The 26,095-nt window shown below is 63.7% G+C and carries 25 protein-coding genes and 1 pseudogene; 10 read left to right on the top strand and 16 right to left on the bottom strand.

Translation table 11 applies throughout. From position 1 onward, the window contains the following. Positions 1 to 75 precede the first annotated feature (75 nt). The 8 genes from MJ643_RS13220 to MJ643_RS13185 form a co-directional block, all read right to left on the bottom strand. Positions 76 to 279 (bottom strand): formate dehydrogenase subunit delta, encoded by a 204-nt coding sequence (locus tag MJ643_RS13220; RefSeq protein WP_013971803.1) that lies wholly within the window; start codon positions 277 to 279, stop codon positions 76 to 78. Beyond that, entirely contained in the window at positions 276 to 3,158 is a 2,883-nt protein-coding gene (fdhF, locus tag MJ643_RS13215) for a formate dehydrogenase subunit alpha (RefSeq protein WP_013971802.1), read from the bottom strand. The genes MJ643_RS13220 and fdhF overlap by 4 nt, the downstream gene beginning before the upstream one ends. Further along, positions 3,155 to 4,741 (bottom strand): formate dehydrogenase beta subunit, encoded by a 1,587-nt coding sequence (locus tag MJ643_RS13210; protein ID WP_208209355.1) that lies wholly within the window; start codon positions 4,739 to 4,741, stop codon positions 3,155 to 3,157. Before MJ643_RS13210 ends, fdhF begins: the two co-directional genes overlap by 4 nt. Then, a complete protein-coding gene (locus MJ643_RS13205) occupies positions 4,735 to 5,217 on the bottom strand; it encodes a formate dehydrogenase subunit gamma (RefSeq protein WP_208209356.1) in 483 nt (160 codons plus the stop codon). Before MJ643_RS13205 ends, MJ643_RS13210 begins: the two co-directional genes overlap by 7 nt. 466 nt (positions 5,218 to 5,683) lie before the next feature. Continuing rightward, positions 5,684 to 6,259, bottom strand: coding sequence for a hypothetical protein (locus MJ643_RS13200; protein WP_023660676.1), 576 nt, complete (start codon positions 6,257 to 6,259; stop codon positions 5,684 to 5,686). A 110-nt stretch (positions 6,260 to 6,369) separates the two neighbouring features. After that, a complete protein-coding gene (locus tag MJ643_RS13195) occupies positions 6,370 to 6,657 on the bottom strand; it encodes a DUF3077 domain-containing protein (RefSeq protein WP_015269622.1) in 288 nt (95 codons plus the stop codon). A 103-nt stretch (positions 6,658 to 6,760) separates the two neighbouring features. After that, the gene (locus MJ643_RS13190; protein ID WP_208209357.1) at positions 6,761 to 7,015 is read right to left on the bottom strand and encodes a hypothetical protein; all 255 of its coding nucleotides are present in this window, start codon (positions 7,013 to 7,015) and stop codon (positions 6,761 to 6,763) included. Positions 7,016 to 7,448: 433 nt separating this feature from the next. Beyond that, positions 7,449 to 7,847: a hypothetical protein gene (locus MJ643_RS13185; protein ID WP_223998079.1), complete on the bottom strand. Its 399-nt coding sequence runs from the start codon at positions 7,845 to 7,847 to the stop codon at positions 7,449 to 7,451. A gap of 50 nt (positions 7,848 to 7,897) precedes the next feature. On the opposite strand from MJ643_RS13185, the pseudogene MJ643_RS13180 reads away from it, so the two are divergent. Continuing rightward, positions 7,898 to 8,212: pseudogene (locus tag MJ643_RS13180) on the top strand (chitin deacetylase); the annotation flags it as partial. Between the two features lie 33 nt (positions 8,213 to 8,245). Here MJ643_RS13180 and MJ643_RS13175 read toward each other — a convergent pair. Continuing rightward, entirely contained in the window at positions 8,246 to 9,283 is a 1,038-nt protein-coding gene (locus tag MJ643_RS13175; RefSeq protein ID WP_024086589.1) for a sterol desaturase family protein, read from the bottom strand. 407 nt (positions 9,284 to 9,690) lie between these two features. On the opposite strand from MJ643_RS13175, the gene MJ643_RS13170 reads away from it, so the two are divergent. From MJ643_RS13170 to MJ643_RS13155, 4 genes are all read left to right on the top strand, one after another. Beyond that, complete coding sequence (locus MJ643_RS13170; protein ID WP_208209358.1) at positions 9,691 to 10,560, top strand: AraC family transcriptional regulator; 870 nt, start codon at positions 9,691 to 9,693, stop codon at positions 10,558 to 10,560. A gap of 202 nt (positions 10,561 to 10,762) precedes the next feature. Beyond that, positions 10,763 to 11,773: a tRNA dihydrouridine(20/20a) synthase DusA gene (dusA, locus tag MJ643_RS13165; protein ID WP_247726839.1), complete on the top strand. Its 1,011-nt coding sequence runs from the start codon at positions 10,763 to 10,765 to the stop codon at positions 11,771 to 11,773. A 345-nt stretch (positions 11,774 to 12,118) separates the two neighbouring features. Then, positions 12,119 to 13,045 (top strand): transaldolase, encoded by a 927-nt coding sequence (gene tal / locus MJ643_RS13160; protein WP_208209300.1) that lies wholly within the window; start codon positions 12,119 to 12,121, stop codon positions 13,043 to 13,045. A 206-nt stretch (positions 13,046 to 13,251) separates the two neighbouring features. Further along, positions 13,252 to 15,102 (top strand): alkaline phosphatase D family protein, encoded by a 1,851-nt coding sequence (locus tag MJ643_RS13155; protein WP_039614143.1) that lies wholly within the window; start codon positions 13,252 to 13,254, stop codon positions 15,100 to 15,102. A 140-nt stretch (positions 15,103 to 15,242) separates the two neighbouring features. Here MJ643_RS13155 and rssC read toward each other — a convergent pair whose 3' ends face one another. Both rssC and rssB read right to left on the bottom strand, forming a co-directional pair. After that, the gene (rssC, locus tag MJ643_RS13150; protein ID WP_013971741.1) at positions 15,243 to 15,725 is read right to left on the bottom strand and encodes an anti-sigma factor antagonist RssC; all 483 of its coding nucleotides are present in this window, start codon (positions 15,723 to 15,725) and stop codon (positions 15,243 to 15,245) included. Continuing rightward, positions 15,722 to 16,906: a two-component system response regulator RssB gene (gene rssB / locus MJ643_RS13145; RefSeq protein WP_015269551.1), complete on the bottom strand. Its 1,185-nt coding sequence runs from the start codon at positions 16,904 to 16,906 to the stop codon at positions 15,722 to 15,724. The genes rssC and rssB overlap by 4 nt, the downstream gene beginning before the upstream one ends. Before the next feature lie 281 nt (positions 16,907 to 17,187). Between rssB and MJ643_RS13140 the strand changes: the two genes are divergently transcribed. Continuing rightward, positions 17,188 to 17,487: a PilZ domain-containing protein gene (locus tag MJ643_RS13140; RefSeq protein WP_013971739.1), complete on the top strand. Its 300-nt coding sequence runs from the start codon at positions 17,188 to 17,190 to the stop codon at positions 17,485 to 17,487. Between the two features lie 139 nt (positions 17,488 to 17,626). On the opposite strand, the gene MJ643_RS13135 is transcribed toward MJ643_RS13140, so the two are convergent. Continuing rightward, entirely contained in the window at positions 17,627 to 18,334 is a 708-nt protein-coding gene (locus tag MJ643_RS13135) for a VacJ family lipoprotein (protein ID WP_208209299.1), read from the bottom strand. A 199-nt stretch (positions 18,335 to 18,533) separates the two neighbouring features. Here MJ643_RS13135 and MJ643_RS13130 point away from each other — a divergent pair, with 199 nt between their 5' ends. Together MJ643_RS13130 and MJ643_RS13125 are read left to right on the top strand one after the other, a co-directional pair. Then, positions 18,534 to 19,097 carry a hypothetical protein gene (locus tag MJ643_RS13130; RefSeq protein WP_024086585.1) on the top strand — a complete coding sequence of 188 codons (564 nt, stop codon included), beginning with the start codon at positions 18,534 to 18,536 and terminating at the stop codon, positions 19,095 to 19,097. A 122-nt stretch (positions 19,098 to 19,219) separates the two neighbouring features. Beyond that, positions 19,220 to 19,483 (top strand): DUF4404 family protein, encoded by a 264-nt coding sequence (locus MJ643_RS13125; RefSeq protein ID WP_004376395.1) that lies wholly within the window; start codon positions 19,220 to 19,222, stop codon positions 19,481 to 19,483. 146 nt (positions 19,484 to 19,629) lie between these two features. Here MJ643_RS13125 and queF read toward each other — a convergent pair whose 3' ends face one another. Continuing rightward, positions 19,630 to 20,460: an NADPH-dependent 7-cyano-7-deazaguanine reductase QueF gene (gene queF, locus MJ643_RS13120; RefSeq protein ID WP_047933756.1), complete on the bottom strand. Its 831-nt coding sequence runs from the start codon at positions 20,458 to 20,460 to the stop codon at positions 19,630 to 19,632. Between the two features lie 207 nt (positions 20,461 to 20,667). On the opposite strand from queF, the gene cinR reads away from it, so the two are divergent. Continuing rightward, a complete protein-coding gene (gene cinR, locus MJ643_RS13115; RefSeq protein ID WP_013971734.1) occupies positions 20,668 to 21,348 on the top strand; it encodes a two-component system response regulator CinR in 681 nt (226 codons plus the stop codon). Then, complete coding sequence (locus MJ643_RS13110; protein WP_044046933.1) at positions 21,345 to 22,697, top strand: heavy metal sensor histidine kinase; 1,353 nt, start codon at positions 21,345 to 21,347, stop codon at positions 22,695 to 22,697. The genes cinR and MJ643_RS13110 overlap by 4 nt, the downstream gene beginning before the upstream one ends. Before the next feature lie 134 nt (positions 22,698 to 22,831). Here MJ643_RS13110 and MJ643_RS13105 read toward each other — a convergent pair whose 3' ends face one another. The 3 genes from MJ643_RS13105 to MJ643_RS13095 form a co-directional block, all read right to left on the bottom strand. Then, positions 22,832 to 24,073: a lipoprotein-releasing ABC transporter permease subunit gene (locus MJ643_RS13105; RefSeq protein WP_208209298.1), complete on the bottom strand. Its 1,242-nt coding sequence runs from the start codon at positions 24,071 to 24,073 to the stop codon at positions 22,832 to 22,834. A 61-nt stretch (positions 24,074 to 24,134) separates the two neighbouring features. Further along, the gene (lolD, locus tag MJ643_RS13100) at positions 24,135 to 24,818 is read right to left on the bottom strand and encodes a lipoprotein-releasing ABC transporter ATP-binding protein LolD (RefSeq protein ID WP_169774647.1); all 684 of its coding nucleotides are present in this window, start codon (positions 24,816 to 24,818) and stop codon (positions 24,135 to 24,137) included. Between the two features lie 7 nt (positions 24,819 to 24,825). Then, positions 24,826 to 26,076 (bottom strand): lipoprotein-releasing ABC transporter permease subunit, encoded by a 1,251-nt coding sequence (locus MJ643_RS13095; RefSeq protein ID WP_208209297.1) that lies wholly within the window; start codon positions 26,074 to 26,076, stop codon positions 24,826 to 24,828. Between the last annotated feature and the right edge of the window lie 19 nt (positions 26,077 to 26,095).

Below are 26,095 nucleotides of genomic sequence, written 5' to 3'. Positions count from 1 at the left end.
CGCGAAAGCGGCGGTGAGTCCAACGACGCATTCGCGGGTAAACCCGCTCCCACAGGGATTTCTTACAAGAAGTATCTAGGCCAACGCTTCCTGCACCTTCGGGTCCAGCCCCTCCCCTGCATTGGCCTCGGCCCATTCCGCCAGTTGCCGGCGCATCGCAGGCGTCCAGAAGCTCTGCAGATGCTGCCGTATCCCTTGCACCGCCAGCGCCCGGTCTGGCTCGCTGTCGAAGTAATGGGCAATCTGGTTGGCCATCTTGACCAGATTCTCACTGCTCATCGGCGTACCTCGGTTTTCTCGGCAATACGACGCTCCTTCAACAACCGCCGCTGCTCGTCACTGAAGTCCTGGTAGCGTTTCTGCCACTGCGACGGCTGGAACACTTTCACCACCTCCACCGCCGTCACCTTGTACTCAGGGCAGTTGGTGGCCCAGTCGGAATTGTCGGTGGTAATCACGTTGGCCCCCGACTCTGGGAAGTGGAAGGTGGTGTACACCACACCCGGCGCCACCCGCGTGCTGACCTTGGCGCGCAGCACCGTCTGCCCGGCGCGGCTGCCGATGCCGACCCAGTCGCCATCCTGGATGCCACGGCTTTCGGCGTCGGTCGGGTGGATTTCCAGGCGGTCGGCGTCATGCCAGGCAACGTTACCGGTACGCCGGGTCTGGGCGCCGACGTTGTACTGGCTGAGAATGCGCCCGGTGGTCAGCAGCAGCGGGTAGCGGTTGTTGACCTTCTCCTCGGTGGGCACGTAGCCGGTGAGCATGAAGCGCCCCTTGCCACGTACGAACTGGTCGATGTGCATGGTCGGCGTGCCATCCGGCGCTGCGTCGTTGCACGGCCACTGCAGGCTGCCGTGGCGGTCGATCTCGGCGTAGCTGACGCGGCGGAAGGTAGGCGTAAGGCGGGCGATCTCGTCCATGATCTCGGACGGGTGACGGTAGCTCATCGGGTAGCCCAAGGCATTGGCCAGGGCTATGGTCGCCTCCCAGTCGGCCTTCCCGGCCAACGGCTCCATGACCTTGCGCACCCGCGAAATACGCCGCTCGGCATTGGTGAAGGTACCGTCCTTCTCCAGGAACGAGCTGCCCGGCAGGAACACATGGGCGAACTTGGCTGTTTCGTTGAGGAAGATGTCCTGCACCACCACGCACTCCATGGCCAGCAGGGCCGCGGTGACGTGCTGGGTGTTGGGGTCGCTCTGGGCAATGTCCTCGCCCTGGCAGTAAAGGGCCTTGAAACTGCCGTCCAGCGCAGCCTCGAACATGTTGGGGATGCGCAGGCCCGGGTCAGGCTGCAGCGTCACGCCCCAGGCCTGCTCGAACTCGGCGCGCACAACTTCGTTGGAAATGTGCCTGTAGCCGGGCAGTTCGTGGGGGAACGAGCCCATGTCGCACGAGCCTTGCACGTTGTTCTGCCCGCGCAGCGGGTTCACCCCTACCCCTTCACGGCCGATGTTGCCGGTGGCCATGGCCAGGTTGGCGATGCCCATCACCGCGGTGCTGCCCTGGCTGTGCTCGGTCACGCCCAGGCCGTAGTAGATCGCCGCGTTGCCGCCGGTGGCGTACAGCCGGGCGGCGGCGCGGATCTGCTCGGCAGGCACGCCGCAGACCGGGCCAAGCACTTCGGGGGCGTTTTCCGCCAGGCTGACGAAGTCGCGCCAGCGGGCAAAATCCTCGGTTTCACAGCGGGCATCGATGAAGCGCTGGGCCAGCAGGCCTTCGGTGACGATCACGTGGGCCAGGGCGTTGAGCATGGCCACGTTGGTACCGGGGCGCAGTTGCAGGTGCAGCTCGGCGCGGGCGTGCGGCGAGTCGACCAGGTCGATGCGCCGAGGGTCGATCACGATCAGCCGCGCGCCCTGGCGCAGGCGGCGCTTGAGCTGCGAGCCGAATACCGGGTGGGCGTCGGTGGGGTTGGCGCCGATCACCAGCACCACGTCGGCCTGCATCACCGAGTCGAAGCTTTGTGTACCGGCCGACTCACCCAGGGTCTGCTTCAGGCCATAGCCGGTGGGCGAATGGCATACCCGCGCGCAGGTGTCGACGTTGTTGTTGCCGAACGCCGTGCGCACCAGTTTCTGCACCAGGTAGGCTTCTTCGTTGGTGCAGCGGCTGGAGGTGATGCCGCCGATGGAATCGCGACCGTACTTCAGCTGGATACGGCGGAACTCGCTGGCGGCGTAGGTCACCGCCTCGTCCCAGCTGACTTCCTGCCATGGGTCTTCCAGGCGCTTGCGGATCATTGGCTTGGTGATGCGGTCCGGGTGGGTGGCGTAACCCCAGGCGAAGCGGCCCTTGACGCAGGCGTGGCCGTGGTTGGCGCCGCCGTTCTTGTCCGGGACCATGCGCACCAGCTGGTCGCCCTTCATTTCGGCGCGGAACGAGCAGCCGACGCCGCAATAGGCGCAGGTGGTGATGACCGCACGCTCGGGCTGGCCCAGCTGTACCAGGCTCTTTTCGGTCAGGGTCGCGGTCGGGCAGGCCTGCACGCAGGCGCCGCAAGACACGCACTCGGAGGCGAGGAAGTTCTCACCACCCGCCGCCGCCACTCGCGATTCGAAGCCGCGCCCGGTGATGGTCAGGGCGAAGGTGCCCTGGATGTCCTCGCAGGCACGCACACAGCGGCTGCAGACGATGCACTTGCTAGGCTCGTAGTCGAAGTACGGGTTGGATACGTCCTTTTTTTCGGCAAGGTGGTTGGCGCCGTCATAGCCGTAGCGCACCTCGCGCAGGCCCACCTGGCCGGCCACGGTCTGCAGCTCGCAGTTACCGTTGGCCGAACAGGTCAGGCAGTCCAGCGGGTGGTCGGAGATGTACAGCTCCATCACGTTGCGGCGCAGGCCGGCCAGGCGCGGGGTTTCGGTGTGCACTACCATGCCTTCGCTGACCGGGGTGGTGCAGGACGCCGGGTAGCCGCGCATGCCTTCGATTTCCACCATGCACATGCGGCACGAGCCGAAGGCTTCGAGGCTGTCGGTGGCGCACAGTTTGGGGATGCTGGTGCCGAGCATGGCCGCGGCACGCATCACCGACGTACCGGCGGGCACAGTGATGGCACGGCCATCGATGCTCAGGCTGACCTGTACCTCGCTGTCACGGGCCGGGGTGCCGAGGTCGCTGCTTTTATCAGAAGCGGGGTCGAAGAAATTGATCACTGCGCGGCCTCCGTGTGGGTCAGCCCGAAATCGGCGGGGAAGTACTTCAGCGCGCTGGCCACCGGATAAGCGGTCATGCCGCCCATGGCGCACAGCGAGCCGTATTGCATGGTGTCGCACAGGTCGCGCAGCAACAGGGCCTGGTCATGCCGCTCGGTCATGTCGCTGGTGGCGATCAGCCGGTCGACCACTTCCATGCCGCGGGTCGAGCCGATGCGGCACGGGGTGCACTTGCCACAGGATTCCTCGGCACAGAACTGCAAGGCGAAGCGCGCCATGCTGGCCATGTTCAGGGTGTCGTCGGCCACTACCACACCACCGTGGCCGAGCATCGCGCCCATGGCGGCAAAGGCTTCGTAGTCCAGCGGCGTATCGAAGTGGCTGGGCGGCACCCAGGCACCGAGCGGGCCACCCACCTGCGCGGCCTTCAATGGCCGGCCGCTGGCCGTGCCGCCGCCATAGCCTTCCACCAGCTCGCGCAAGGTCAGACCAAAGGCGCGTTCCACCAGGCCGCCCTGGCGGATGTTGCCGGCCAGCTGGAACGGCATGGTGCCCAGTGAGCGGCCCATGCCGAAGTCGCGATAGAACGCCGCGCCCTTGGCCAAGATGACGGGTACCGAGGCCAGGGTGAGTACGTTGTGCACCAGCGTCGGCAGGCCGAACAGGCCCTGCAGCGCGGGTAGCGGAGGCTTGGCGCGAACGATGCCGCGCTTGCCTTCGATGGATTCGAGCAGCGCGGTTTCTTCGCCGCAGATATAGGCGCCGGCGCCGACCCGCACTTCCAGGTCGAAGGCCTGGCCGCTGCCGGCCACGTCGCTGCCGAGATAGCCGGCGTCACGGGCGATGGCGAAGGCCTGGTCAAGCACGCGGATGGCGTCGGGGTATTCCGAGCGCACATAGATGTAGCCCTTGTCGGCACCCACGGCGAGGCCGGCAATGATCATGCCCTCGATCAGCAGGAACGGGTCGCCTTCCATCAGCATGCGGTCGGCGAAGGTACCGGAGTCACCCTCGTCGGCGTTGCACACCACGTACTTCTGCCCGGCCCCGGCGTCACGCACGGTGCGCCACTTGATGCCGGCCGGGAACGCAGCACCGCCGCGGCCGCGCAGGCCGGAATCGAGCACGGCGGCGACCACCTCGGCACCATCCAGGGCCACGGCCGCTTCAAGGCCGGCAAAACCGCCATGGGCACGGTAGTCGTCCAGCGACAATGGGCGGGTGATGCCGGCGCGGGCGAACAGCAGGCGCTGCTGGGTCTTGAGGTAAGGGATGTCCTCGACCGGCCCCAGGGCCAGCGAGTGGCCACCAGGTTCACCGGGCTCACCGGGCTCACCGGGCTCACCGGTCAAGGCGTCGAGTAAGGACGGCACGTCTTCCGGGGTGACCGGGCCGAAACCCAGGCGCCCTTGCGCGCTGTCGCACTCCAGCAGCGGCTCCAGCCAATACAGCCCGCGGGAGCTGGTGCGCTGGATATCCAGCGGCAGCTGGCGGCGCTCGGCCTCACGCTGCAATGCATCGGCAACCTGGTCGGCGCCCACGGCACGGGCTACCGAATCGCAGGGGATATACAGCTTCAGCATGCTGCGTCCTCCTGGCAAGCGTTGACCAGCGCGCGCAGGCGCTCCGGGGTAAGGCGCGCATGCACCTGGCCGTCCAGCTCCAGCGCTGGCGAGCACACACAGGCGCCCAGGCAGTACACCGGGCGCAGGCTGATGGCGCCGTCGGCGCTGGTGCCGTGGTCGTCCAGCGCCAGCTGTTCGCGCAGTTGCGCGGCCAGCGCCTCGGCGCCCCGGCTCTGGCACGACTCGGCGCGGCACAGGCGCAGGGTGTGGCGCGCCGGTGGCGTGGTGCGGAAATCGTGGTAGAAGCTGATAACCCCACGCACCTCGGCCAGGCTGAGGTTCAGGGCATGGGCAATTTCGGCGACAGCGGCATCGGGGATGTAGCCGATGTCGTGCTGGATGGCATGCAGGATCGGCAACAGCGCGCCGGGGGTATCCTTGTCACGGGCCAGAATGCGTTGGATCACAGGCAGGTGGAGCAATTCATCAGGCATACAGCGGACCTCGGCATCACGGACCCTGCCTGAATTGTTGTGAGGGCAGGTATCCGGCGTGTTCTGCTGCGGCGCGCCGGCCACGTCACGGTTGCGTGGAGCCAGCGGCCTCCTTGCCTGCGGCCGTACGTCTGCGCGCACTGGTCCGAGGCATCCTGCAAGCATGGCACTTGTGGCGCCGGGGGGTTGCGTGCGAACGACCAGGCGCATCCTGAAACCGACGCGGGTTGTTTCTGGCCTTATACAGTCTGCTGCGCTGTCGCTTGGAGAACTGAATTCGCAAGCGGTACGCGTACCCTGTGGGAGCGGCTTTAGCCGCGAAGAATCCAACGCGGTGCATGGCACCGGCTGCGCCGGTGTTCGCGGCTAAAGCCGCTCCCACAGGGTCCCTGCTAATTCAATGAGTTATGTGCAGTCCCATGAATGCATGGTATGAGCAAGCTTCAAAGCTGCACGGCTTTGTCGATCAGTGCTTGCCTTCCACCGCCTTGGCCGTCTCGATCAGCTTGTCGAACTTGCGGTTCAGCTGGGCAAAGCGCTCATCGCTCTTGGCCCGCGCTTTGACGTTCTGGTCCGAGCTGGCCTTGTCGGCGATGGTCACCACCGTCCAGTCCCGGTCCTTGGCCACCCAGTACACCAGCTCACCGTCTGCGGAAAACGCCTCGAGTCGGCCACCGCTATTCGGCACAGGCTTGGCCTGCCTGGTCATCGGCAGCAGTTGCTGGACCCGCGCCTCGTCGGTGCTGGCCAGCCGCACCTCCACCTGGCGAAGCTGGTCGGCCTCGTTGAACGATGCCTTCACTTGCGTGATGGCAATACCGCCCAGGTTGAAATCGCCCTTCGGGTTGCTCCCCTGAAAGAACTCGGTGGGCACCTGGTAGTGATAGCCGGTGAAATGCTCAACTTCGCCGAACTGCTGCTGCAGAATGGCCATGGCCTGGGGCTTGGGCATGCCCAGGGTGAACTGGCCGACTTCCAGCGCCGAACAGGCTTGCAGGGGGAAAAGCGCGCAGGCGAATACCAGCGGCAGGGTCCGTTTCATCGGTCATCTTCCTTGAAAAGAGCCCAGCAACCTAACCCCTGCATGACAATCAGACAATACTGGCAGGGTGCCAAGCCCACACTGCCTCGGCTTCGCGACGCCTGGCTGGGTCAGCGGTTCTTGCGCATGCCCATATGCGCGTCATCCATCAGCGCCTTGGCCATGTCGCAGAGAAAGTGCGAAGCCCAGACCAGCACCGGTTCGTTGTCCATCACCCCGATGAACGACGCTCGCCGTGAGCAGTCCATCAATACCGACGCTTGTTCGATGGCATGGTCGCAGCAGTTTCCCGGTTCTACGCGGAACAGTTTCTTGCCGTCCAGCACACCGTCCAGGAACGTGGCCGCGCCTACGGTCAGGCCCAGTGTGCCGGTGTCGTCATCCAATTCCTTGTCCATCTGAAACCCTCTTTTGAATCTGCCGGCCAGTGCGATTTCCCGGTTGCAGTCCCCGGCAAGAAAACCGCACCGCCCAGGCTGGCAAAATTTGAAAATCAGCCCATCAATGCAATGTATGCACCGGCTGCCCGCCCCGGAGCTGCACCTGCGCAATCGCCGACTCCAGCAGCGTGCGCACAGCCTCCATTTCATGCATGACCGCCAGGGTCATGATCGTGGCGGGAGATCTGGGGAGCGAGGCTATCGCGTGATGGCCTACGGACAAGGCGCAGAGCACGTATTCCGTGGCCTGGATCAGGGTGTCTTCCAAGTGATGGAGTGAGTCGGAAATGGGGGGATCCGGGACTATTTTGAGCATGGTCACATCTCGATTTCGTGAGAGAAAACCACACCCCATCCCTTGCAGAGAATGGGTAGCGGCTGCGTACGGGCCTGCAAGACCGGGGAAGATCGAGAAAAACCCGGCTGACCCGAAGGTCACCCGTACGCAGCCACCATTAAGCACAACCATTGGCACAAACCAACGGCTCGATGATGAGCACGCTTTCGATACTTCCCGAGGCTTGCAGACCCGGTCGTTGAATTTGCAACGACAGGGCGAGACTAGGGGGCTCAGGTTTCCATCGCAATGGTGAAACGGCTTGCAAAGGATGATTCAGAAATGGACTACGAGGAAGGGGAAAAATCTGATTAGTTCTTGTAGGAACTGATATGAGTTTCTCTAAAAGACTCGAAGAACCGAGTGTGAAACACAGCGCTTGGCGGTACGCTGTGCTTCTTTCAAATGCTCACTACAACGCCAGCCGCGCCAGTCGCTGCAAAGCTCGAATCACCTCCTGATCCCGGTTCTCCAGCACATCCGCCTGAATGCGCGCGATCACAGCCTTCAGCAATTCGGTCTGGTTCATCTCTGTATGCTGCTGAAGCGCAAGCATGTCCTCCGCCATGTACGGATTGACCTTCATCGACAACCGCCGAGTAACATTGGAACGCGCAAGCCCGCGCTGCTCTCGCTGTTCATCCAGCGCCTGAAGGAACGTTTGATGCGCCGCATGCAACTGCCCACACTGCTGCGCCTGCACCAACTGTTGGAAATAGTGGGCAAGAAACACCTTGCGCAAATTTGCCCCCGCCTCATTACTGACCGCATGCATGGCCGCATCGAGCACATCCAGATAGACCGCCGGCAAACGCGCCTCGATCGACTTGAGCTGCTGCTTGCGCGCCTCGCGGATGGCCGCTCCCAGGCTCGCCCGCCCACCTGGTGGTTCCGTACACACTGGTCAACAACGACGCCCGCTATCTGCTGCCCAATGGCTTCGCCTGCGGTGAAGACTTCTTCCGGCTGCTGAAGGATGCTTTCGACCTGTTGTGGCAGGAGGGCGCGCAGCACCCGAAGATGATGAGCGTGGGCCTGCATGGGCGGATCAGCGGCCATCCTGGTCGGGCGATGGCGCTGGCGCGCTTTCTCGATTACGTGCAGGGCCAGGACGGGGTGTGGGTCTGCCGGCGCGAAGAGATTGCCAGGCACTGGATAGCCCAGTTCCCCGCCTGAGCGGTCAGTCGTTCGCAACAAACACGGGATCAGCTAACGGCCTGCCCTGCCGGACGCGCCGAGCACAGCCTTGCGCTGGCATTTCATCAGGACCTTACGGCCGGTTTCGACAAAGGGCGTGACGATCAGGCTATAGACCGTCAGGTAACGCTGGTGGTCCTGCTCACCGGTGCCGAAGCGGATGCTTTCGGGCGTTGATGTAGTGACATAGAGCGTGCCGAACATCCAGTCCCAGAGGGACAGGTTGGTGCCGAAGTTCCGGTTGAAATGGCGCGGGGCGTCACTGTGATGGATCTGGTGCTGGGCCGGGCTGTTCAACACATGTTCCAGCTGCGGGCCGAACGACAGCCAGACATGGCTATGCCGCAGATTGGCCGCCAGGCTGTTGAAGATGAACACCAGGTAGGTCACGCCGAACAGGGTGTAGCGGCTGACTTCACCGCCGCAGAGGTACCAGAAGCATCCGGCGTAGAAGCCGATGCCAATGCCTGTGCTCAGTTTCTCGACGATCTTTTCCACGAAATGCACCCGGCTCGCTGTCGCCGGCACCAGCACGGGCGCCGAATGATGGACTTTGTGAAAGGCCCAGAGCCAGCGGGAGTGAAAAGCCCGGTGCGCCCAGTAATGGATGAAGTCCTTTAGCAGGAACACCCCCAACCCGTAGAGCAGGGACAGTGCAAGGTTCTCGCCCAGGCGCGGGCGCGCGCCCCAGAGGTTGCTGAAAAAGGCCAGGTAATCGCCGGAGCGCAGGATGTAGGGGTCGACCAGTTGGACGACGGGCAGCACCAGTGCAACCTTGAGGATGGCCCGCACGAAGTAGTAGCGGTAGTCCAGCAGCGCCGAGGGATGCAGATGTACCCGGGCGCCGCCGATGAACTGCCAGAACGACTGGGCGTCGCTCAGGCCGCGCTGCTTCCTGAAGCGGAACAGGCCATAGGCTGCGCCATAGGAGATGCAAAGGAACAAGGCCCCGAAACGGCCGTTCATATTGAAAATGCCGAGAAACTGGTCGGTAACGGGCGTAATTACCCACTCGGTCAGGTGCTCAAAGACAAGCGACAGGGCATCCACGAAACGTCAGCCTCGGCAAAAGGGACGCAATTGTAAATCAGATTGATTTACTCCAGTGGTTTTATGCAGGCCTGGTGCTGCCTCACCAGCTCCCGCCTGCCGGCACTGCCGCAGTTGAAAGTGGGCGGCGGAGTGCGCTGGCGAGGCTCGGAGTTCATTGATCAGCGTGAACGACCCCGCTTCGCCCAGTCGACCGATCATGCCGGGCCGGTTACGCTAGTGCTTCCCCTTGCACGGAAGCGCCAGCGACCGCACTCACCCTGCTGCCCTCCCCTGCGAACACCGAAAGCACCGGTGCCATCCACGGCACGGTCAAGACAATCCCCGATACAGCAATCCCGGCTAGGCGCCTGCATGGCTGAACAACGGATGCTAGCGCTCACCGCACCTCCCGGAGATTCCGTTCGTTGACTGATTCACAGCACAAAGCGACCTACGCGAAACGGTTCGAAGCCGTGCTTGCCTACATCGACAGCCACCTCGAAGGCGACCTGTCGGTAAATGCCCTGAGCCGCGTCGCGTACTTCTCGGCATTTCATTTCCATCGGCAGTTCACGGCATTCATGGGCATTCCGGTTTCACGGTATGTGCAACTGATGAGGCTTCGACGCGCGGCGCACCAACTGGTTGCCTCGCCTGCCATCTCCGTACTGGAAGCAGCTTTCGGCGCCGGCTTCGAAAGCCCCGAAGCCTTTTCCAGGGCTTTCAAGCGTGCGTTTGGCATGGCGCCGAGCGTATTCGCCAAGGCCCCGAACTGGCAGGCCTGGAGTGCGGTTTTCGTTGTTCCTCATCTTTCAAGGAGTATCACCATGCAGATCCGTATCGTGGATTTCGCCGAAACCCATGTGGCCGCGCTCGAACACCAAGGGGCGCCCGGCCTGGTCAGTGAAAGCGTTGCGCGTTTTCGCCAATGGCGCATTCAGAGCCGCCAGTCACCGGTGGCCAGCAGCCGAACCTTCGGCATCCCCTACGACAACCCCGACACCACCCCGGCGCACGCCTTTCGCTTCGCCGTGTGTGGCGAGATATGCGAAGCCGTGCAGCCCAACGATTTCGGCGTGCACGAACGCATCATCCCGGCGGGCCGCTGCGCCGTGATCCGGCATACCGGCTCGCCTGACTACATTGGCGAAACCATCTATCCGCTTTATCGGGACTGGCTGCCTTCGAGCGATGAGGAACTGCGGGATCATCCGTTGTTCTTTCACTACTTGAGCGTGTATCCGGAAACGCCGCTGGAGCAATGGCAAACGGATATCTACGTGCCGCTCAAGTAAGTTGGCTGGTGGCTAATCTGGGGAGAAGGCTGCAGGGCCGCGCATAGATCGAGTCCAGACGGATGCCCGGCTCTCTTGGTAAACTAGCTGCCTGCCCTAGCAATCACCGATCTCCTGCCGCCGACTTTTGCTACGTCGCTCCCTCGGTTTGCTACAAACACCCTCGAAATTGCTGAATTTGGTACAAGACACGTTGAACGATATGACCACAAACCCAGGCTCCAACCCAGCAACCACGCGCCCTGAGCCTTCCCGTCGCTTCAGCGTTGCCCCCATGATGGACTGGACAGACCGCCACTGCCGGTTCTTCCTGCGCCTGCTCTCCAAAAACACCCTGCTGTACACCGAAATGGTCACCACCGGTGCCCTGCTGCACAACGACGCCCACCGTTTCCTGCGCCACGACGTCTCCGAGCACCCGCTGGCCCTGCAACTGGGCGGCAGCGTGCCGGCCGACCTGGCCGCCTGTGCCCGCCTGGCCGAGGAGGCTGGCTACGATGAGGTCAACCTCAACGTCGGCTGCCCGAGTGACCGGGTGCAGAACAACATGATCGGCGCCTGCCTCATGGCCCACCCGGCGCTGGTGGCCGATTGCGTGAAAGCCATGCGCGATGCAGTGTCGACCCCGGTGACGGTCAAGCACCGCATCGGTATCAATGGCCGCGACAGCTACGCCGAGCTGTGCGATTTCGTCGGCCAGGTGCGCGAGGCAGGTTGCCGGAGCTTTACCGTGCATGCGCGCATCGCGATCCTGGAAGGGCTGTCGCCGAAGGAGAACCGTGAGATTCCGCCGCTGCGCTATGACGTGGCGGCGCAGTTGAAGGCGGACTTCCCGGACCTGGAGATCGTGCTCAACGGCGGGATAAAGACCCTGGCCGAGTGCCAGGCACACCTTGAAACCTTCGATGGGGTGATGCTGGGGCGTGAGGCGTACCACAACCCTTACCTGCTGGCCGAGGTGGACCAGCAGCTGTTCGGCAGCGAGGCGGCGGTGGTCAGCCGCAGCGAGGCGCTGGCGCAGTTGCGGCCTTATATCGTCGCGCACATGGAAAGTGGTGGCGCGATGCACCACGTTACCCGGCATATCCTGGGGCTGGCCCAAGGGTTCAAGGGGGCGCGGCGCTTCCGCCAGTTGCTGTCGGCGGATATCCACAAGGTGGCGGAGCCGTTGGCGGTGTTCGACCAGGCGGTGGAGCTATTGCAGGGGCGGTAATTCAGCAGGTGAGCCTGATCGCCAGCAAACCATCCCCTCCAGGATGCCGCAGGGGTTCAGATATATGCAGATGCTGTGGGAGCGGGTTTACCCGCGAAGAAAACAACTCGGTACATGGCACCGGCTTCGCCGGTGTTCGCGGGTAAACCCGCTCCCACAGGGATGGCGCAAACCACCACATTTTGTGTAAGCCAGTTGTATCTCCAGCGGCCCTTGCAAGCAGATGCGGAACCTAGGGGCCGCTTGCGACTCGAATCCTCACCTTTCGCACCGCGCTTCGCGAGCCCTTGAGTGGCCGTCGGGGCTCGGGTAATGTCGAGTCATTGCACAGGACAGAGCACGCCCATGACCTCCAAGCTGGAACAACTCAAGCAGTTCACCACCGTGGTCGCCGACACCGGGGACCTGGACGCCATCACCCGCCTGAAACCGGTCGATGCCACCACCAACCCGTCGCTGCTGCTCAAGGCTGCGGCCATCCCGGGTTACGCCGATCTGCTCAAGCAGGTAAAGGCCGATGCCAAGGGTAATGTCGACCTGGCCTGCGACAAGTTCGCGGTGGCCGTGGGCTCGGGCATCCTCAAGGTCATCCCGGGGCGTATCTCCACCGAGGTCGATGCCCGCCTGTCGTTCGATGAACCCGCGCTGCTGGCCAAGGCGCGCAAGCTGATCGAGCTGTACGAAGCCGCCGGTGTTGGCCGCGAACGCGTGCTGATCAAGCTGGCCTCCACCTGGGAAGGCATCCGCGCCGCCGAGAAGCTGGAGAAGGAAGGCATCCAGACCAACCTCACCCTGCTGTTCTCCTTCGCCCAGGCCCAGGCTTGCGCCGATGCCGGGGTGTTCCTGATTTCGCCGTTCGTGGGGCGTATCTACGACTGGTACAAGAAGAGCACCGGCAAGGAATACGTGGGCGCCGGTGACCCGGGCGTTCAGTCGGTCACTCGCATCTACAACTACTACAAGGCCAACGGCTACGGCACCGTGGTAATGGGCGCCAGCTTCCGCAATATCGGCCAGATCGAACAGCTGGCCGGCTGCGACCGCCTGACCATCAGCCCGGAACTGCTGCAGCAGCTCAGCGATGACCAGGGCGACCTGCCACAGGTGCTGAAGCCGGGCAATGCCGGCGAGGCCAAGCAACAGCTGAACGAAAGTCAGTTCCGCTGGGCCATGAACGAAGATGCCATGGGCACCGAGAAGCTGGCCGAGGGCATTCGCCAGTTCGCGCGGGACCAGGAGAAGCTGGAGATGTTGATGGCTGAAAAGGCCTGATACATTTCGGGATTGCCTGACGGGCGGGAAGTGTTCAGCATTTTCCGCCCGTTTTGTTTTACCTGGCCTTAGATTTGTATTGAATTCCAGGGCCTCTTCGCGGGTAAACTCGCTCCCACAAGGATTCCCACAGGCCAGAAGTTGGCGCTGTACCTGTGGGAGCGGGTTTACCCGCGAAGAGGCCCGAGAAGCCACCTGAGCTGTCGATGACCTCCTCTACCCCATTGCCCCTCGTACTCGCCGGCCCGGTACTGCGCCGCCTGGAACCCCAGCGCCTGGCCATCTGGCTGGTCGCCACGCAACCGCTGCAACCCGAATTCATCTTCCCGGCAGGCGAGGCCCAGGTCGATTGCCAGGTGGTGGCGGTGGGCCAGCACGCCTTCATCCACCTGCTGGACATCCACTTCGCCCAGCCGCTGCCCTGCAACCAGCTGCTCGACTATGACCTGCTGATCAACGGCCAGGGCATCGCAGGCTGGGCGCCGCACCTGCTCTACCCCGGCGCCCGGCGCCCAAGCCTGGTACTGCGCGATCGGCTCGACCACCTGCTGCACGGTTCCTGCCGCAAGCCGCATTTTCCGGCCGCCGATGGCCTGCTATGCGCCGACCGCCTGCTGCAGGCCTGCGAAAAACCCGCGGACCGCCCCGCCGTGCTGCTGATGACCGGCGACCAGGTCTATGCCGACGACGTCGCCGGCCCGATGCTGCGCGCCATCCACAGCCTGATTGCGCGGCTGGGCCTGTTCGACGAGCAACTGGAGGGCGCGGTGGTGCCCGACAGCCAGGCGCTGTACCAGCACCCGGCCTGCTATTACCACCGCGCCGACCTGCTGCCGGCGCAGGAACGCAACGAAACCCTGCGCGAGCGCTTTTTCGGCGGCAAGCGCAAGCCGATCTTCTCGTCCAGCAACGCCGACAACCACCTGGTGACCTTCGCCGAGGTCATGGCCATGTACCTGCTGGTGTGGTCACCGGTGCCCTGGCAGCTGGTGAACCTGGACATGCCCGACGGGCTCACCGCACCGCGCCAGGCACGTTACCGGCAGGAGCTGCCGCTGATCCAGGCGTTTGCCGACAACCTCGGCCAGGTAGCGCGGGTGATGGCCCACCTGCCGTGCCTGATGATCTTCGACGACCACGACATCACCGACGACTGGAACCTATCGGCGCTATGGGAAGAAACCGCCTACGGCCACCCCTTCTCGCGGCGGATCATCGGCAATGCCCTGCTCGGCTACCTGCTGTGCCAGGCCTGGGGTAACGACCCGCAGGGTTGCAAGCCACTGGTCGGGCAATGCCAGGCGTTGAACAGCCAGACCCAGGATGAGCTGATCGGCGCACTGCTGCGCTTCCAGGGCTGGCAGTTCAGCCTGCCCACCAACCCACCCTTGCTGGTGCTGGACACCCGCACCCGCCGCTGGCGTAGCGAAAGCAGCCTGGCCAAGCCGTCCGGGCTGCTCGACTGGGAGGCGCTGAGCGAGTTGCAGCAAGCACTGCTGGACCACCCCTCGGCGATCATCGTGTCGCCTGCACCGATTTTTGGCGTGAAGCTGATCGAGACGGTGCAGAAGCTGTTCAGCTGGCTGGGCTACCCGCTGCTGGTGGATGCCGAGAACTGGATGGCCCACCGCGGCGCAGCGCAGGTCATCCTCAACATCTTCCGCCACTCGCGCACGCCGGGGCACTACGTGGTGCTGTCCGGCGATGTGCATTACTCGTTCGTCTATGAAGTGCTGATCCGCCACCGCCAGCGCAGCCCGCACTTGTGGCAGGTGACCAGCAGCGGGATCAAGAACGAATTCCCGCGGCGCCTGCTGGATGTGCTCGACCGGCTCAACCGCTGGCTGTATGCGCCGCGCTCGCCGCTCAACTGGTTTACCAAGCGGCGGGAAATGGAGGTGGTGCCGCGTACGCCCAGCCATAGCAAGGCTGGCGAGCGGTTGTGGAACGGTGCGGGGTTGGGGCAGGTGTTCTTCGATGAACAGGGGCGGCCGGCGCGGGTGTATCAGCTGGATGCGGGTGGGGGTGAGGCTACCGAGTTTGCGCGGCGAGGGTGATCAGGCAGGTAATGCTTGTGTTGGCCTTGCCGGCCTCTTCGCGGGTAAACCCGCTCCTACAGGTAGAGTGCATGACTCAAGACTGGTGCATAACCTGTGGGAGCGGGTTTACCCGCGAAGAGGCCGATACAGGCTGAAGATCAGGTCCGCTCCAGCGCATTGACCAGGTCATGGAAGGCTTCGCGGTTGGAGTCGTTCAGGCCCATGAGGATCTTGTGCGCCTCCAGCACCTTGGAGCGCACCACATCTTCGTTCTGGTCCTGGGATGGCAGGTCGGTCAGGCATTCCGGACACGGGATTGGCCGATCGACGATGTTGAACACCTGATCGAAGCCCATCGACTGCAACAACCGGGAAATGTCCGGGTTGGTGGTGACCACGGTCGGCAACAGGCCCACCTTCTGGCGCGACAGGATCGACAGCTTGGCCAGCAGGCCCAGGGTAGTGCTGTCGATGCTCTCGGTTTCGGTCAGGTCGATGACAATCGCCGAGAAGTTCAACGCGGTGAAAATCTTCTCGATCGTCGCATCCAGCGCCGAACACAGGGTCAGCCGCACTTCACCGACGAATTTCAGGACGAAGGTACCGCTCTGCTCGGCGAACTGGATTCTACCGGTACTCATTGAAGGTTCCTGCTCAACACCAATAGGGCGATATCATCCGGCATCTCCCCAAGCGTAGCCAATCCGAATCGTTGACGCAGCCCATCCAGGCTGCCACCTGCTGCCCTGACGATTTCCGGCAGTGCGGTTTCTTTATCTTTGAGCGTGTCACCCGGCAAAAGGTCCAGAATGCCATCGGACATCAGGCTGAGGCTGAACTGCGGCGGCAGCTCCACTACCAGGTCCTGGTAGGTAGCCTCGTCGAACAGCCCCACCGGCAGGCCGCGGCCTTCCAGGTAGCGGGTGTGCTCGGGGGTGTGCAGCACCGGCAGCGGCAGATGGCCGCCAACGGCGTAGGTCAGCAGGCCGGTGTCTTCATCGATCACCCCGCCAACCATGGTCACGTGCTTGCCCAGCTTGCAGTTGATCAGCCCGCGGTTGATGTGGCTGAGCACCTGCGAAGGTTTGAACTCGCGCATTTTGCTGCCGCGCTTGAATTCGAACAACAGCCGTGTGGTCATGAACTTCAGCAGCACGGTGACGAACGCTGACGATGCGCCATGCCCGGAGACGTCGGCGAGATAGAAAGCGATGCGCCGTTCGTCCACCCGGAAGTAATCGGCAAAATCACCCGACAGGTACAGCGAAGGGATGATCTGATGCTCGAAGGCGAACTCGCCGGCCACCCAAGGGCTTTCCGGCAGCATGTTCATCTGCACCTGGCGACCGGCGGTCTGGTCCTCCTGCAGCAGATGCAGGCTGGCCTCCAGTTCGCGATTGGCGGCTTCGAGCTTGTCACGGTAGCGCTGGTTTTCCAGCACCAGACGCGAGCGGTCGAGGGCGCGGCGCACCGAATGCTCGAGCACGGCCAGGTCTTCCAGCGGCTTGATCAGGTAGTCGGCAGCGCCCAGGCGCAACGCTTCCACCGCATCACTCATGACGCCGGCACCGGACACCACGATCACCGGCAACTGCGGGGCGCGCTCGCTGACCTGGCGGATCAGTTCGAGGCCGCCCATCTGCGGCATGCGCAGATCGCAGATCACGAGGTCGGGCTGGTGTTCTTCGAAGACCTGAAGCCCCTGCTGGCCATTGCCGGCCTGGAGGACGCTGAAGCCACTGTCTTCAAGATAGGCGGCGAGGCTTGCACGGACCACGTCGTCGTCATCGATGATCAGCAGCGTTGCACTGGTTTTCTGCATGTGGGCGAACGGCGCCGATTTAGGTTGGTGCAGCGGTGTCGGCAAGGCAGACGGCCAGCTACGGGAATTCTTTATGGTCACACTCTACTTGAGTTGTAGGACAAGAACACCTGCCCGGCAACTGTCTGGCAACTGCGAGAGCTACCTTGTAAGGCGCAGACGGTACTCCCATCCGGCAGGCGTTTCAAGCATGCAAGGGTCGACCCCGGCGCACTTTACAGGGCAAATCACCGAGAGTTATAAGAAAGTCGACCAGCGCAACCCGACGGGAAGGATGCAGCATGCCCCACACGCCCTCCAGCCACGGCGAGAAACGCGATTTCATCCGCATGCGCATCGACACCGAGGTCAGCCTTCTGCACGAAGGCCAGGTGATCGCGGCAGTGTGCCTTGACCTGTCCAGCGGCGGCATGCAGGTGCAGGCACCGCAGCGCTTTCAGGTGGGGGACCATATCGAGGTACGGATCGAGTCCGAGCATCCGGCGCTGAAAGGGCTGCACGCCAGCACGGAAGTGGTGTGGATTGCCGACCAGCCGGGCGGGCAGCAGAAGTTCGGGTTGCGGATTGTGGCGATGCATTGATGGGCCCCGTGGGAGCGGCCTTGTGTCGCGAAAGGGCCGTGAAGCGGCCCCGGCAATACACGCGTGGATGCTGAGATCTGGGGCTGCTACGCAGCCCTTTCGCGACGCAAGGCCGCTCCCACAAAGAACCCGCGCAGGATCAGAAGTCGTCTTCGACCTCGCCATCCTTGACTTTGAACTCGCGGTTCTGCAGGTAGGCGTTGCGAATGAAGATGTACTTGTCACCCTGGATCAGCTTCTCTGCCGACAGCAGGTCGGCGCGGGTGTCGATGATATCCAGGGCAAAGATCGAATTGCGCGTCGGCACATGGTCGATGTAGCGGTAGGGTTTGGTGTAGGTATCCGGGTACTTGGCCACGCCGTCACGCACGGTGCTCGGGCCCAGCAGCGGGATGACCACGTACGGGCCGCTCGGCACGCCCCAGTAGCCGAGGGTCTGGCCAAAATCCTCGTCGTTGCGCTGCAGGCCCATCTTGGTACCCACGTCGAAGAAGCCGCCCAGGCCGAAGGTGGTGTTGACGATCAGCCGCGCAGTGTCCACGCCCGCCGCATGGGGCTTGAACTGCAGCAGGTCGTTGGCCAGGTTGGCCACGTCGCCCAGGTTGCGGAAGATGTTGTGGATGCCATCTTCGAGGAACTGCGGGGTGACCGCCTGGTAGCCCTTGGCCAATGGCTTGAGGGCATAGGTGTCGAGGGTATCGTTGAAACGGAAGATCGGGCGGTTGACCGCTTCCCAGGGATCTTCCTCGGTGGCTGCCTGGGTGGCTGCCACGGGCGCCAGCAGCATGCTGGCGCAGACACAGGCCTGGGTGACTCGTTCGATCACACTGGCACCGATCCTACGCATAGGTGTTCTCCATCGAATTTCTCGGCCGCAAGCGCAAACGGGTGCGCTGCTGTACGGCGGCAGTATAGAGGCTTGCGGGCTGATAAACAGCTTTACACATCGCTGCTCAATATTTTGTGAACAACTGTTGCGCGGTGCCGGTTGTCACAGGGCGGTAACAATCGCCGAATAGCCTGCGGACTATTTGAGGGAAGTTGCCATGGACAATGCACCCGCCTTCACCGCTGTGCTGTTCGGCTTGCGCGGCTGCCTGGTGCAAGCCGCCAACGGTACCCCCTCGCCCGCCCCCGGCGCGCTGGCCACCCTCGCCAGCCTGCGCCAGCGCCGGGTGCCGTGCATCTGGCTGGACGACCTCGACGCCCCCCAAAGCAAGCGCCTGGCGCACGTACTGCCCGCCTGGCTACCGGGGCATTCGGTGACCGGCGTGCGCTGGCCGGCGCCGAACGCCTGCTGGCAGGCCCTGATGACGCTGGACAGCGAACGCCTGGACGGCTGCGTGCTGGTCAGCGGCGACCCACGCCTGCTGCAATCTGGCCTGAACGCGGGGCTGTGGACGGTGGGGCTGGCTGCCTGCAGCCCGTTCTGCGACCGCAGCTCGCGGCAATGGCAAGCCTTGACCCCGCAGGAGCAGGACCTGGCCCGTGGCAAGGCGACGCTGGAACTGTTCAGCCTGGGCGTGCACTCGGTCATCGACCACCTGGAAGCGCTGGACACCTGCCTGCAGGACATCGCCCAACGCCGGCGCAAGGGCGAAAAACCCTGATACAGCACCGTTGACGCGGATCATGCAAAGCATCGGCAGGTGGATTACGCTGAAGACAGGCCAGAACCTTTGCCGCTTCGCTGAGGTCCATGGCTTGCCAAGCCATTGATGGAGAACTGCCAATGCCTGCCCGCGAATTGCAAGAGCGCCTGAACAGCTTGCGCGAGCAACTGGATCGCAACGTGCCGCTTTCGGACGAGGAGCTGGCCGCGCTGCACGAAGAAGCGCGCCAGATCGAGGCGCAACTGAAGCTTGAGGAAGCCACGCCAGACAACAACCTGGTGGACGGCGTGAACCTGGCGATCGAACGCTTCGAGGCCGACCACCCCGACCTCACCGCCACGCTGCGTAGCATTGCCAACTCGCTGCACAGCATGGGGATCTAGAAATACTGGGGCCGCTTTGCGGCCCTATCGCGACACAAGGCCGCTCCTACAGGTACAGCGCAAGCCCCAAATCTTGCGCTGTACCTGTAGGAGCGGCCTTGTGTCGCGATAGGGGCGCGAAGCGGCCCCCGGCGTACTTGCGAACCTTACTGCCGAACCAGGCGCTTGTTGTCCGGGCTGATCGCCCCCGTACTGCGGTAAGGGTTGATATCCAGCCCACCCCGGCGCACATAGCGCGCATACACCGTCAAATGCTCCGGCTGCAGCAGGTTCTTCAAGTCCAGGTAGATCCGCTCCACACACTGCTCGTGGAAGTCGGCATGCTGGCGGAAGCTGATCAGGTAGGTCAGCAGGCTGGCATGGTCCAGCGCCCTGCCCTTGTATTCGACCACCACGCTGCCCCAGTCCGGCTGGCCGGTGACCGGGCAGTTGGACTTCAGCAGGTGGCTGTGCAGGGTTTCTTCCACCTGTTGCTCCGGGTTGCAGTGCAGAAGCTCTGGCTGTGGCTGTTCGTAGTTGCTGATGGCAACGTCCAGCTCATCGATGCACTGCCCCGGCAAGGCCACCACGCCTTGGGCCTCGACCTCGGCCAGGGTGCGCACTTTCACGCCCACCGGCTTGCCGGCGGCGGCGGACAGGTCTTTCTCCAGGCACGCCTGCAGCTCGCCAAGCGAGGCGAACACCGTCTGGTTCAACGAGTTCAGATACAGCTTGAACGACTTGGACTCGATGATGTTCGGCGAGTCGGCGGGGATGGCGAACTCGCCGATCGCCACCACCGGCTTGCCCGACGGCAGCAGCCAGCTCAGCTCGAAGCAGTTCCAGTAATCCACACCCTGCCACGGCAAGGTCTGGGCAGTAACGCCCAGCTCGGCCCACTTGGCGGTACGCGGGATCGGGAACAGCAGCTCCGGGGAATAGGTGGCAATGTATTCGCTGGACTTGCCCAGCGGGGAATGTTCGGCAGCGGGATGCATGGAAACTGACCTGAAGGTTCGAAATTGCCCCTAGTCTACCGGTTTTGCACCCCGCCTTGGAGCGCAAGTCAGCGGGATTACATCTTCGTCAGTTTGGGGCAAGCCGGTGCATCGTCACGTATCATCTCAGCATCACCCAATCCCGGTGTTCGCGGGTAAACCCGCTCCCACAGGGTTTTGTGCCGTTTGCTGGAGTCAATTCACCCAATGAAACTGCTGATCGTCGAAGACCAGGCCCGTACCGGCCAGTACCTGAGCCAGGGTCTGAACGAGGCCGGCTTCGCCACCGAACTGGCCACCGACGGCGAGACCGGCCAGTTCCTCGCCCTGACCGGTGACCACGACCTGCTGATTCTCGACGTGATGCTGCCCGGCCGTGACGGCTGGCAGATCCTCCAGGCCGTGCGCCAGGCCGGCCTGGACACCCCGGTGCTGTTTCTCACCGCCCGCGATGCCGTGGAGGACCGGGTACACGGCCTGGAGTTGGGCGCCGATGATTACCTGGTCAAGCCGTTCGCCTTCTCCGAACTGCTGGCGCGGGTGCGCAGCCTGCTACGCCGGGGCACCAGCCCCAGCCAGGACACCACCCTGGGCCTGGCCGACCTGCGCCTGGACCTGATCCGCCGCCGCGCCGAGCGCGCCGGCCAGCGCATCGACCTGACCGCCAAGGAGTTCGCCCTGCTTGAACTGCTGCTGCGCCGCCAGGGCGAGGTGCTGCCCAAATCGCTGATCGCCTCGCAGGTGTGGGACATGAATTTCGACAGCGACACCAATGTGATCGAAGTGGCGATCCGCCGCCTGCGCCTGAAGATCGACGACCCACACCCCAACAAACTGATCCATACCGTACGCGGCATGGGCTATGTACTCGAAGAGCGCGGGGAGTGATGCGTCGGGTCTCCCTCGGCAGCCGCCTGGCCCTGCTGTTCGCCGCATGCACCGCCGCTGTCTCGCTCGGTGCCGGCCTGATATTCAGCCGGGCCAGCGAGCAGCACTTCGTCGAACTGGACCAGCAACTGCTGGACTCGCGCCTGTCGCTGTTCCGCACCCAGTTGGCCGGCATCTCCACCCCGGCCGAGCTGCAGGCGCGCCTGCCCGCCTTGCGCGATGAACTGGGCCACCAGGCCGACCTGGCCCTGCGCATCAATGGCAGTGACGGCGCCACCTGGTTCGAAAGCCGCACAGGCCTGCCCCGGACACCGCTGCCCGACGGGCTGGCAACCCTGCATGCGCAAGGCACCGACTACCGCAGCCTGGCCGTGCACCTGGCGCAAGGCGCCCCGCAGTCGCCACAACTGACCCTGTACCTCGACATCACTCATCACCAGCATTTCCTGCAGGGCATGCAACGGCTGATCTGGCTGACGGTGGGCCTTTCGGCGCTGGCCACTGCGCTGCTCGGTGCCTGGGCTGCACGCCGCGGGTTGCGCCCATTGCGGCAGATGGGCCAGGTGGCTGCCAGCGTATCGGCGCGCTCGCTCACCACCCGCCTGCCGGTGGCACAGATGCCCGAAGAGCTGGCCGAACTGGCGACGGCCATGAACGCCATGCTGCAGCGCCTGGACGATGCCTTCCAGCGCCTGTCGGCATTCTCTGCCGACATCGCCCACGAACTGCGCACGCCGCTGTCCAACCTGCTGACCCACACCCAGGTCACCCTCACCCGCCCGCGCAGCCTCGAAGAGTACCGCGAAGCTCTGCACGGCAACCTCGAAGAGCTGCAATGGATGGCGCAGATGATCAACGACATGCTGTTCCTGGCCAAGGCCGACCATGGCCTGCTGGTGCCGGGGCAAGCACCGCTGGTGCTGCATGAGGAGGTGGATGCGCTGCTGGAGTACTACGCGCCGCTGGCAGAGGACAGCGGCGTGCAGATGCTGCGCGAGGGTGAGGCGCTGCTGCAGGGCGACCGGCATATGCTGCGCCGGGCGCTGTCCAACTTGCTGGACAATGCCTTGCGCTTCACCCCGTCGGGTGGGCAGATAAAGGTGACATTGGGGCCAGGGCCGAGGATTGGCGTGGCCAATACCGGGGCGGCTATCGAGCCGGCGGCGCTACCGCGATTGTTCGACCGCTTCTACCGGGTGGACCCGGCGCGGCGGGAAGGCAGTAGCGAGCATGCCGGGTTGGGGTTGGCGATTACCCGGTCGATCGTGCAGGCCCATGGTGGGCGCATCAGGGCGGAGTGTGCGGACGGGTGGACGCGATTCGTGATCGATTTCACTGAAGACCAGTGACATCGGGGCTGGCACGCCACCCTGTGGGAGCGGGTTTACCCGCGAACACCGGCGAAGCCGGTGCCATGCAACGTGCTGGATTCTTCGCGGGTAAACCCGCTCCCACAGAGCCGCTCAATAACCTGAAGTAGACATTAAACCGCCAGGCCAATCGCCGGCTGCACCTGCGATGCCCGATAAGCCGGGTAAATGGTCGCCAGGAAGCTCATCACCAACCCGGCAGTGCAGATGATCGCCACATCGCCCCACTGCAACTGCGACGGCAAGCTGCTGACGAAGTACACATCCGAAGTAAAGATGTGCTGCCCGCTCACCCGCTCCAGCCAACCGACGATCTGGCTGACGTTGAACGCCGCAACCACCCCAAGCACGCCACCGATCAGTGTCCCGACAATACCGATCAGGCTGCCCTGGACCATGAACGTGCCCATGATCTGCGCCGGCGTGGCGCCCAGGGTGCGCAGGATGGCGATGTCCGGCCCCTTGTCGTTCACCACCATCACCAGGGTGGCGATGATGTTGAACGCTGCCACCGCAATGATCATCAGCAACAGCAGGCCGATCATGGTCTTTTCCATCTTCATGGCGCTGAACAGGCTGCCCTGGGTATGCGACCAGTCATCGGCACGGTAGGCATCACCCAGCCCGGCAGCGATGGCCTTGGACACCTGCGGTGCGGCATACAGGTCGTGCAGCTTCAGGCGCACGCCCTGCACCTGGCCCGGCTCCCAGCGCTGCATGGCGCCAGCATCGGCGACATGGATGTAAGCCTGCGAGCCGTCCAGCTCGGCGCCGACCTTGAAGATACCGACCACGGTCAGGCGCTGCATGCGCGGGGTGATGCCGCCCGGCTCCTTGCTGATTTCCGGCACGATCAGGGTCAGTTTGTCGCCGGTATTCAAGCGGAAGCGCCGCGCAGTCAGCTCACCGATGACCACGCCGAACTCACCCGGCTGCAGGTCCTGCAGCCGGCCCTGGACGATATGCTGGCCGACGATCGAGACCTTGCCCTCTTCGGCCGGGTCGATACCGCCGACCTGGATCGGCTGCATCGCGCCCTTGTACGACAGCATGCCTTCCATTTCGGTAATCGGCGCTGCCGCCATCACCGCCGGGTCGCGCATGGCCGCGTCGGCCACCTTGTGCCAGTCGTCCAGTGGCTGCACGCCGAGGATGGCGGCATGCGGCACCAGGCCGAGGATGCGCGAACTCATTTCGCGCTGGAAACCGTTCATCACCGACAGCACCACGATCATCGCCAGCACGCCCAGCGACAGGCCGATCATCGAGGTCATCGAGATGAACGAGATGAAGTGGTTGCGGCGCTTGGCTCGGGTGTAGCGCGCGCCGATGAAGATGGGCAAGGGTCTGAACATGTACGAAAACACCCAATGAAAACAGGAAAACGGGGCGGCACCGGCCACCCCGTGCAGTCGATCAGATCGCCACCAGGTGGCCGTCGTCGAGCTTCAATACACGGTCCATCTGGCGTGCCAGGTTGAGGTCGTGGGTGACCACCAGGAACGCCGTGCGCGACGCACTGGACAGCTCCTGCATCAACTCCTGGATGCCCTGGGCGGTGTGGTGGTCGAGGTTGCCGGTCGGCTCGTCGAGCATTACCAGGCCGGGGCGGTTGACCAGTGCCCGGGCAATCGCCACCCGCTGGCGCTCACCACCGGACAACTCGGCCGGCTTGTGGTTGAAGCGGTGGGCCAGGCCAACACGCTTGAGCAGCGCCTCGGCACGCTCACGGGCCTCGGGGATGGGCGTGCGGCCGATCAGCAACGGCATGCACACGTTTTCGATGGCCGTGAATTCCGGCAGCAAGTGGTGGAACTGGTAGACAAAGCCCAGCTCGCGGTTGCGCAACAGGCCACGGGCACGCTCGCCCAGTGCCGACAGCTCCTCGCCGGCCAGCCAGACGCTGCCCTGGGTCGGCCGGTCGAGGCCGCCCAGCAGGTTGAGCAAGGTACTCTTGCCCGAGCCGGAGCTACCCACGATGGCTACCCGCTCACCGGCGTGCAGCTCGAGGTTGAGCCCGGACAGCACCTGCACCGACTCCGGGCCCTCGTCGTAGGACTTGCCCAGGTTGCGGCAACTCAGAACGGCTTTATCACTCATGCGCGACTCACTCATAACGTAGCGCCTCTGCAGGCTGGGTGCGGGCCGCACGCCAGGCCGGGTACAGGGTGGCGAAGAAACTCAGGACCAGTGCCGCGCCACAGACCATGTACACGTCCTGGGCCTGGATCTGCGACGGCAGATAATCGATGAAATACACGTCGGCGTTGAGGAACTTGTGCCCGATCAGTTTCTCGATGCCGGCGATCACCGCGCTCACGTTCAGCGCGGCGACGATCCCGACCACGGCGCCGATCAGGGTACCGATCACCCCGATCACCGTGCCCTGGACCATGAAGATGAGCATGATCTGCCCGGGCGTGGCGCCCAGGGTACGCAGGATGGCGATGTCGCCACGCTTGTCGTTGACCACCATCACCAGGGTGGAAATGATGTTGAACGCCGCCACCGCCACGATCAGCAGCAACAGCAGGCCGATCATGGCCTTTTCCATGCGGATTGCCTGGTACAGGTTGCCGTGGGTACGGGTCCAGTCACGGCTGTAGAACTCCTGGTCACCCAGGCGCTGGGCGATGTCCCAGGCCACCCGCGGCGCCTGGAACAGGTCGTCGAACTTCAGGCGCAGGCCCTGGACCTGGTCATGCTTCCAGCGGTGCAGCCGGGACAGGTCGCTGATGTTGGTCAGGCCCAGGTAGCCGTCGATTTCGCCCGCGCCCACGTGGAAGGTACCGACCACGGTGAAGCGCTTCATGCGCGGGAACATGCCGGCCGGGGTCACGCTGACCTCGGGGGCGACGAAGGTGAGCTTGTCGCCGATGCCCACGCCCAGCTTGGCCGCGGCCTTGTCGCCGATCATGATGCCCCACTCGCCCGGCGCCAGCTGGTCCAGGCGGCCTTGCAGGACGAACTTGTCGATGATCGACACTTCGCGCTCGCGGGCCGGGTCGATGCCGTTGAGCAGCACCTTCTGCACCTTGCCTTCGTGGGTCAGCAGGCCCTGCATCTGGGTGAAGGGCGCAACCGCCACCACCTGCGGATTCTGCTTTACTTGTTGGGCAAGGGCCGGCCAGTCGGCAATGGGCTGGCCGCTCTCCAGCGTGGCATGGGGGATCATGCCCAACACGCGGGTACGCATCTCGTGGTCGAAACCGTTCATGACCGAGAGCACCACGATCATCACCACCACGCCCAGGGCGAGGCCGATCATCGAGGTCAGGGAAATGAACGAGACGAAGTGATTGCGACGTTTGGCACGGGTATAACGCGTGCCGATGAATGCGAAAAGAGGTCTGAACATGTCGGGGCTTGTTCGGATA

It is taken from the genome of Pseudomonas sp. PNPG3, assembly GCF_023093815.1.
GTDB lineage: Bacteria > Pseudomonadota > Gammaproteobacteria > Pseudomonadales > Pseudomonadaceae > Aquipseudomonas > Aquipseudomonas asiatica.
The sequence above is the reverse complement of the archived record's forward strand: the minus strand, read 5'-3'. Positions and strand labels throughout refer to the sequence as shown.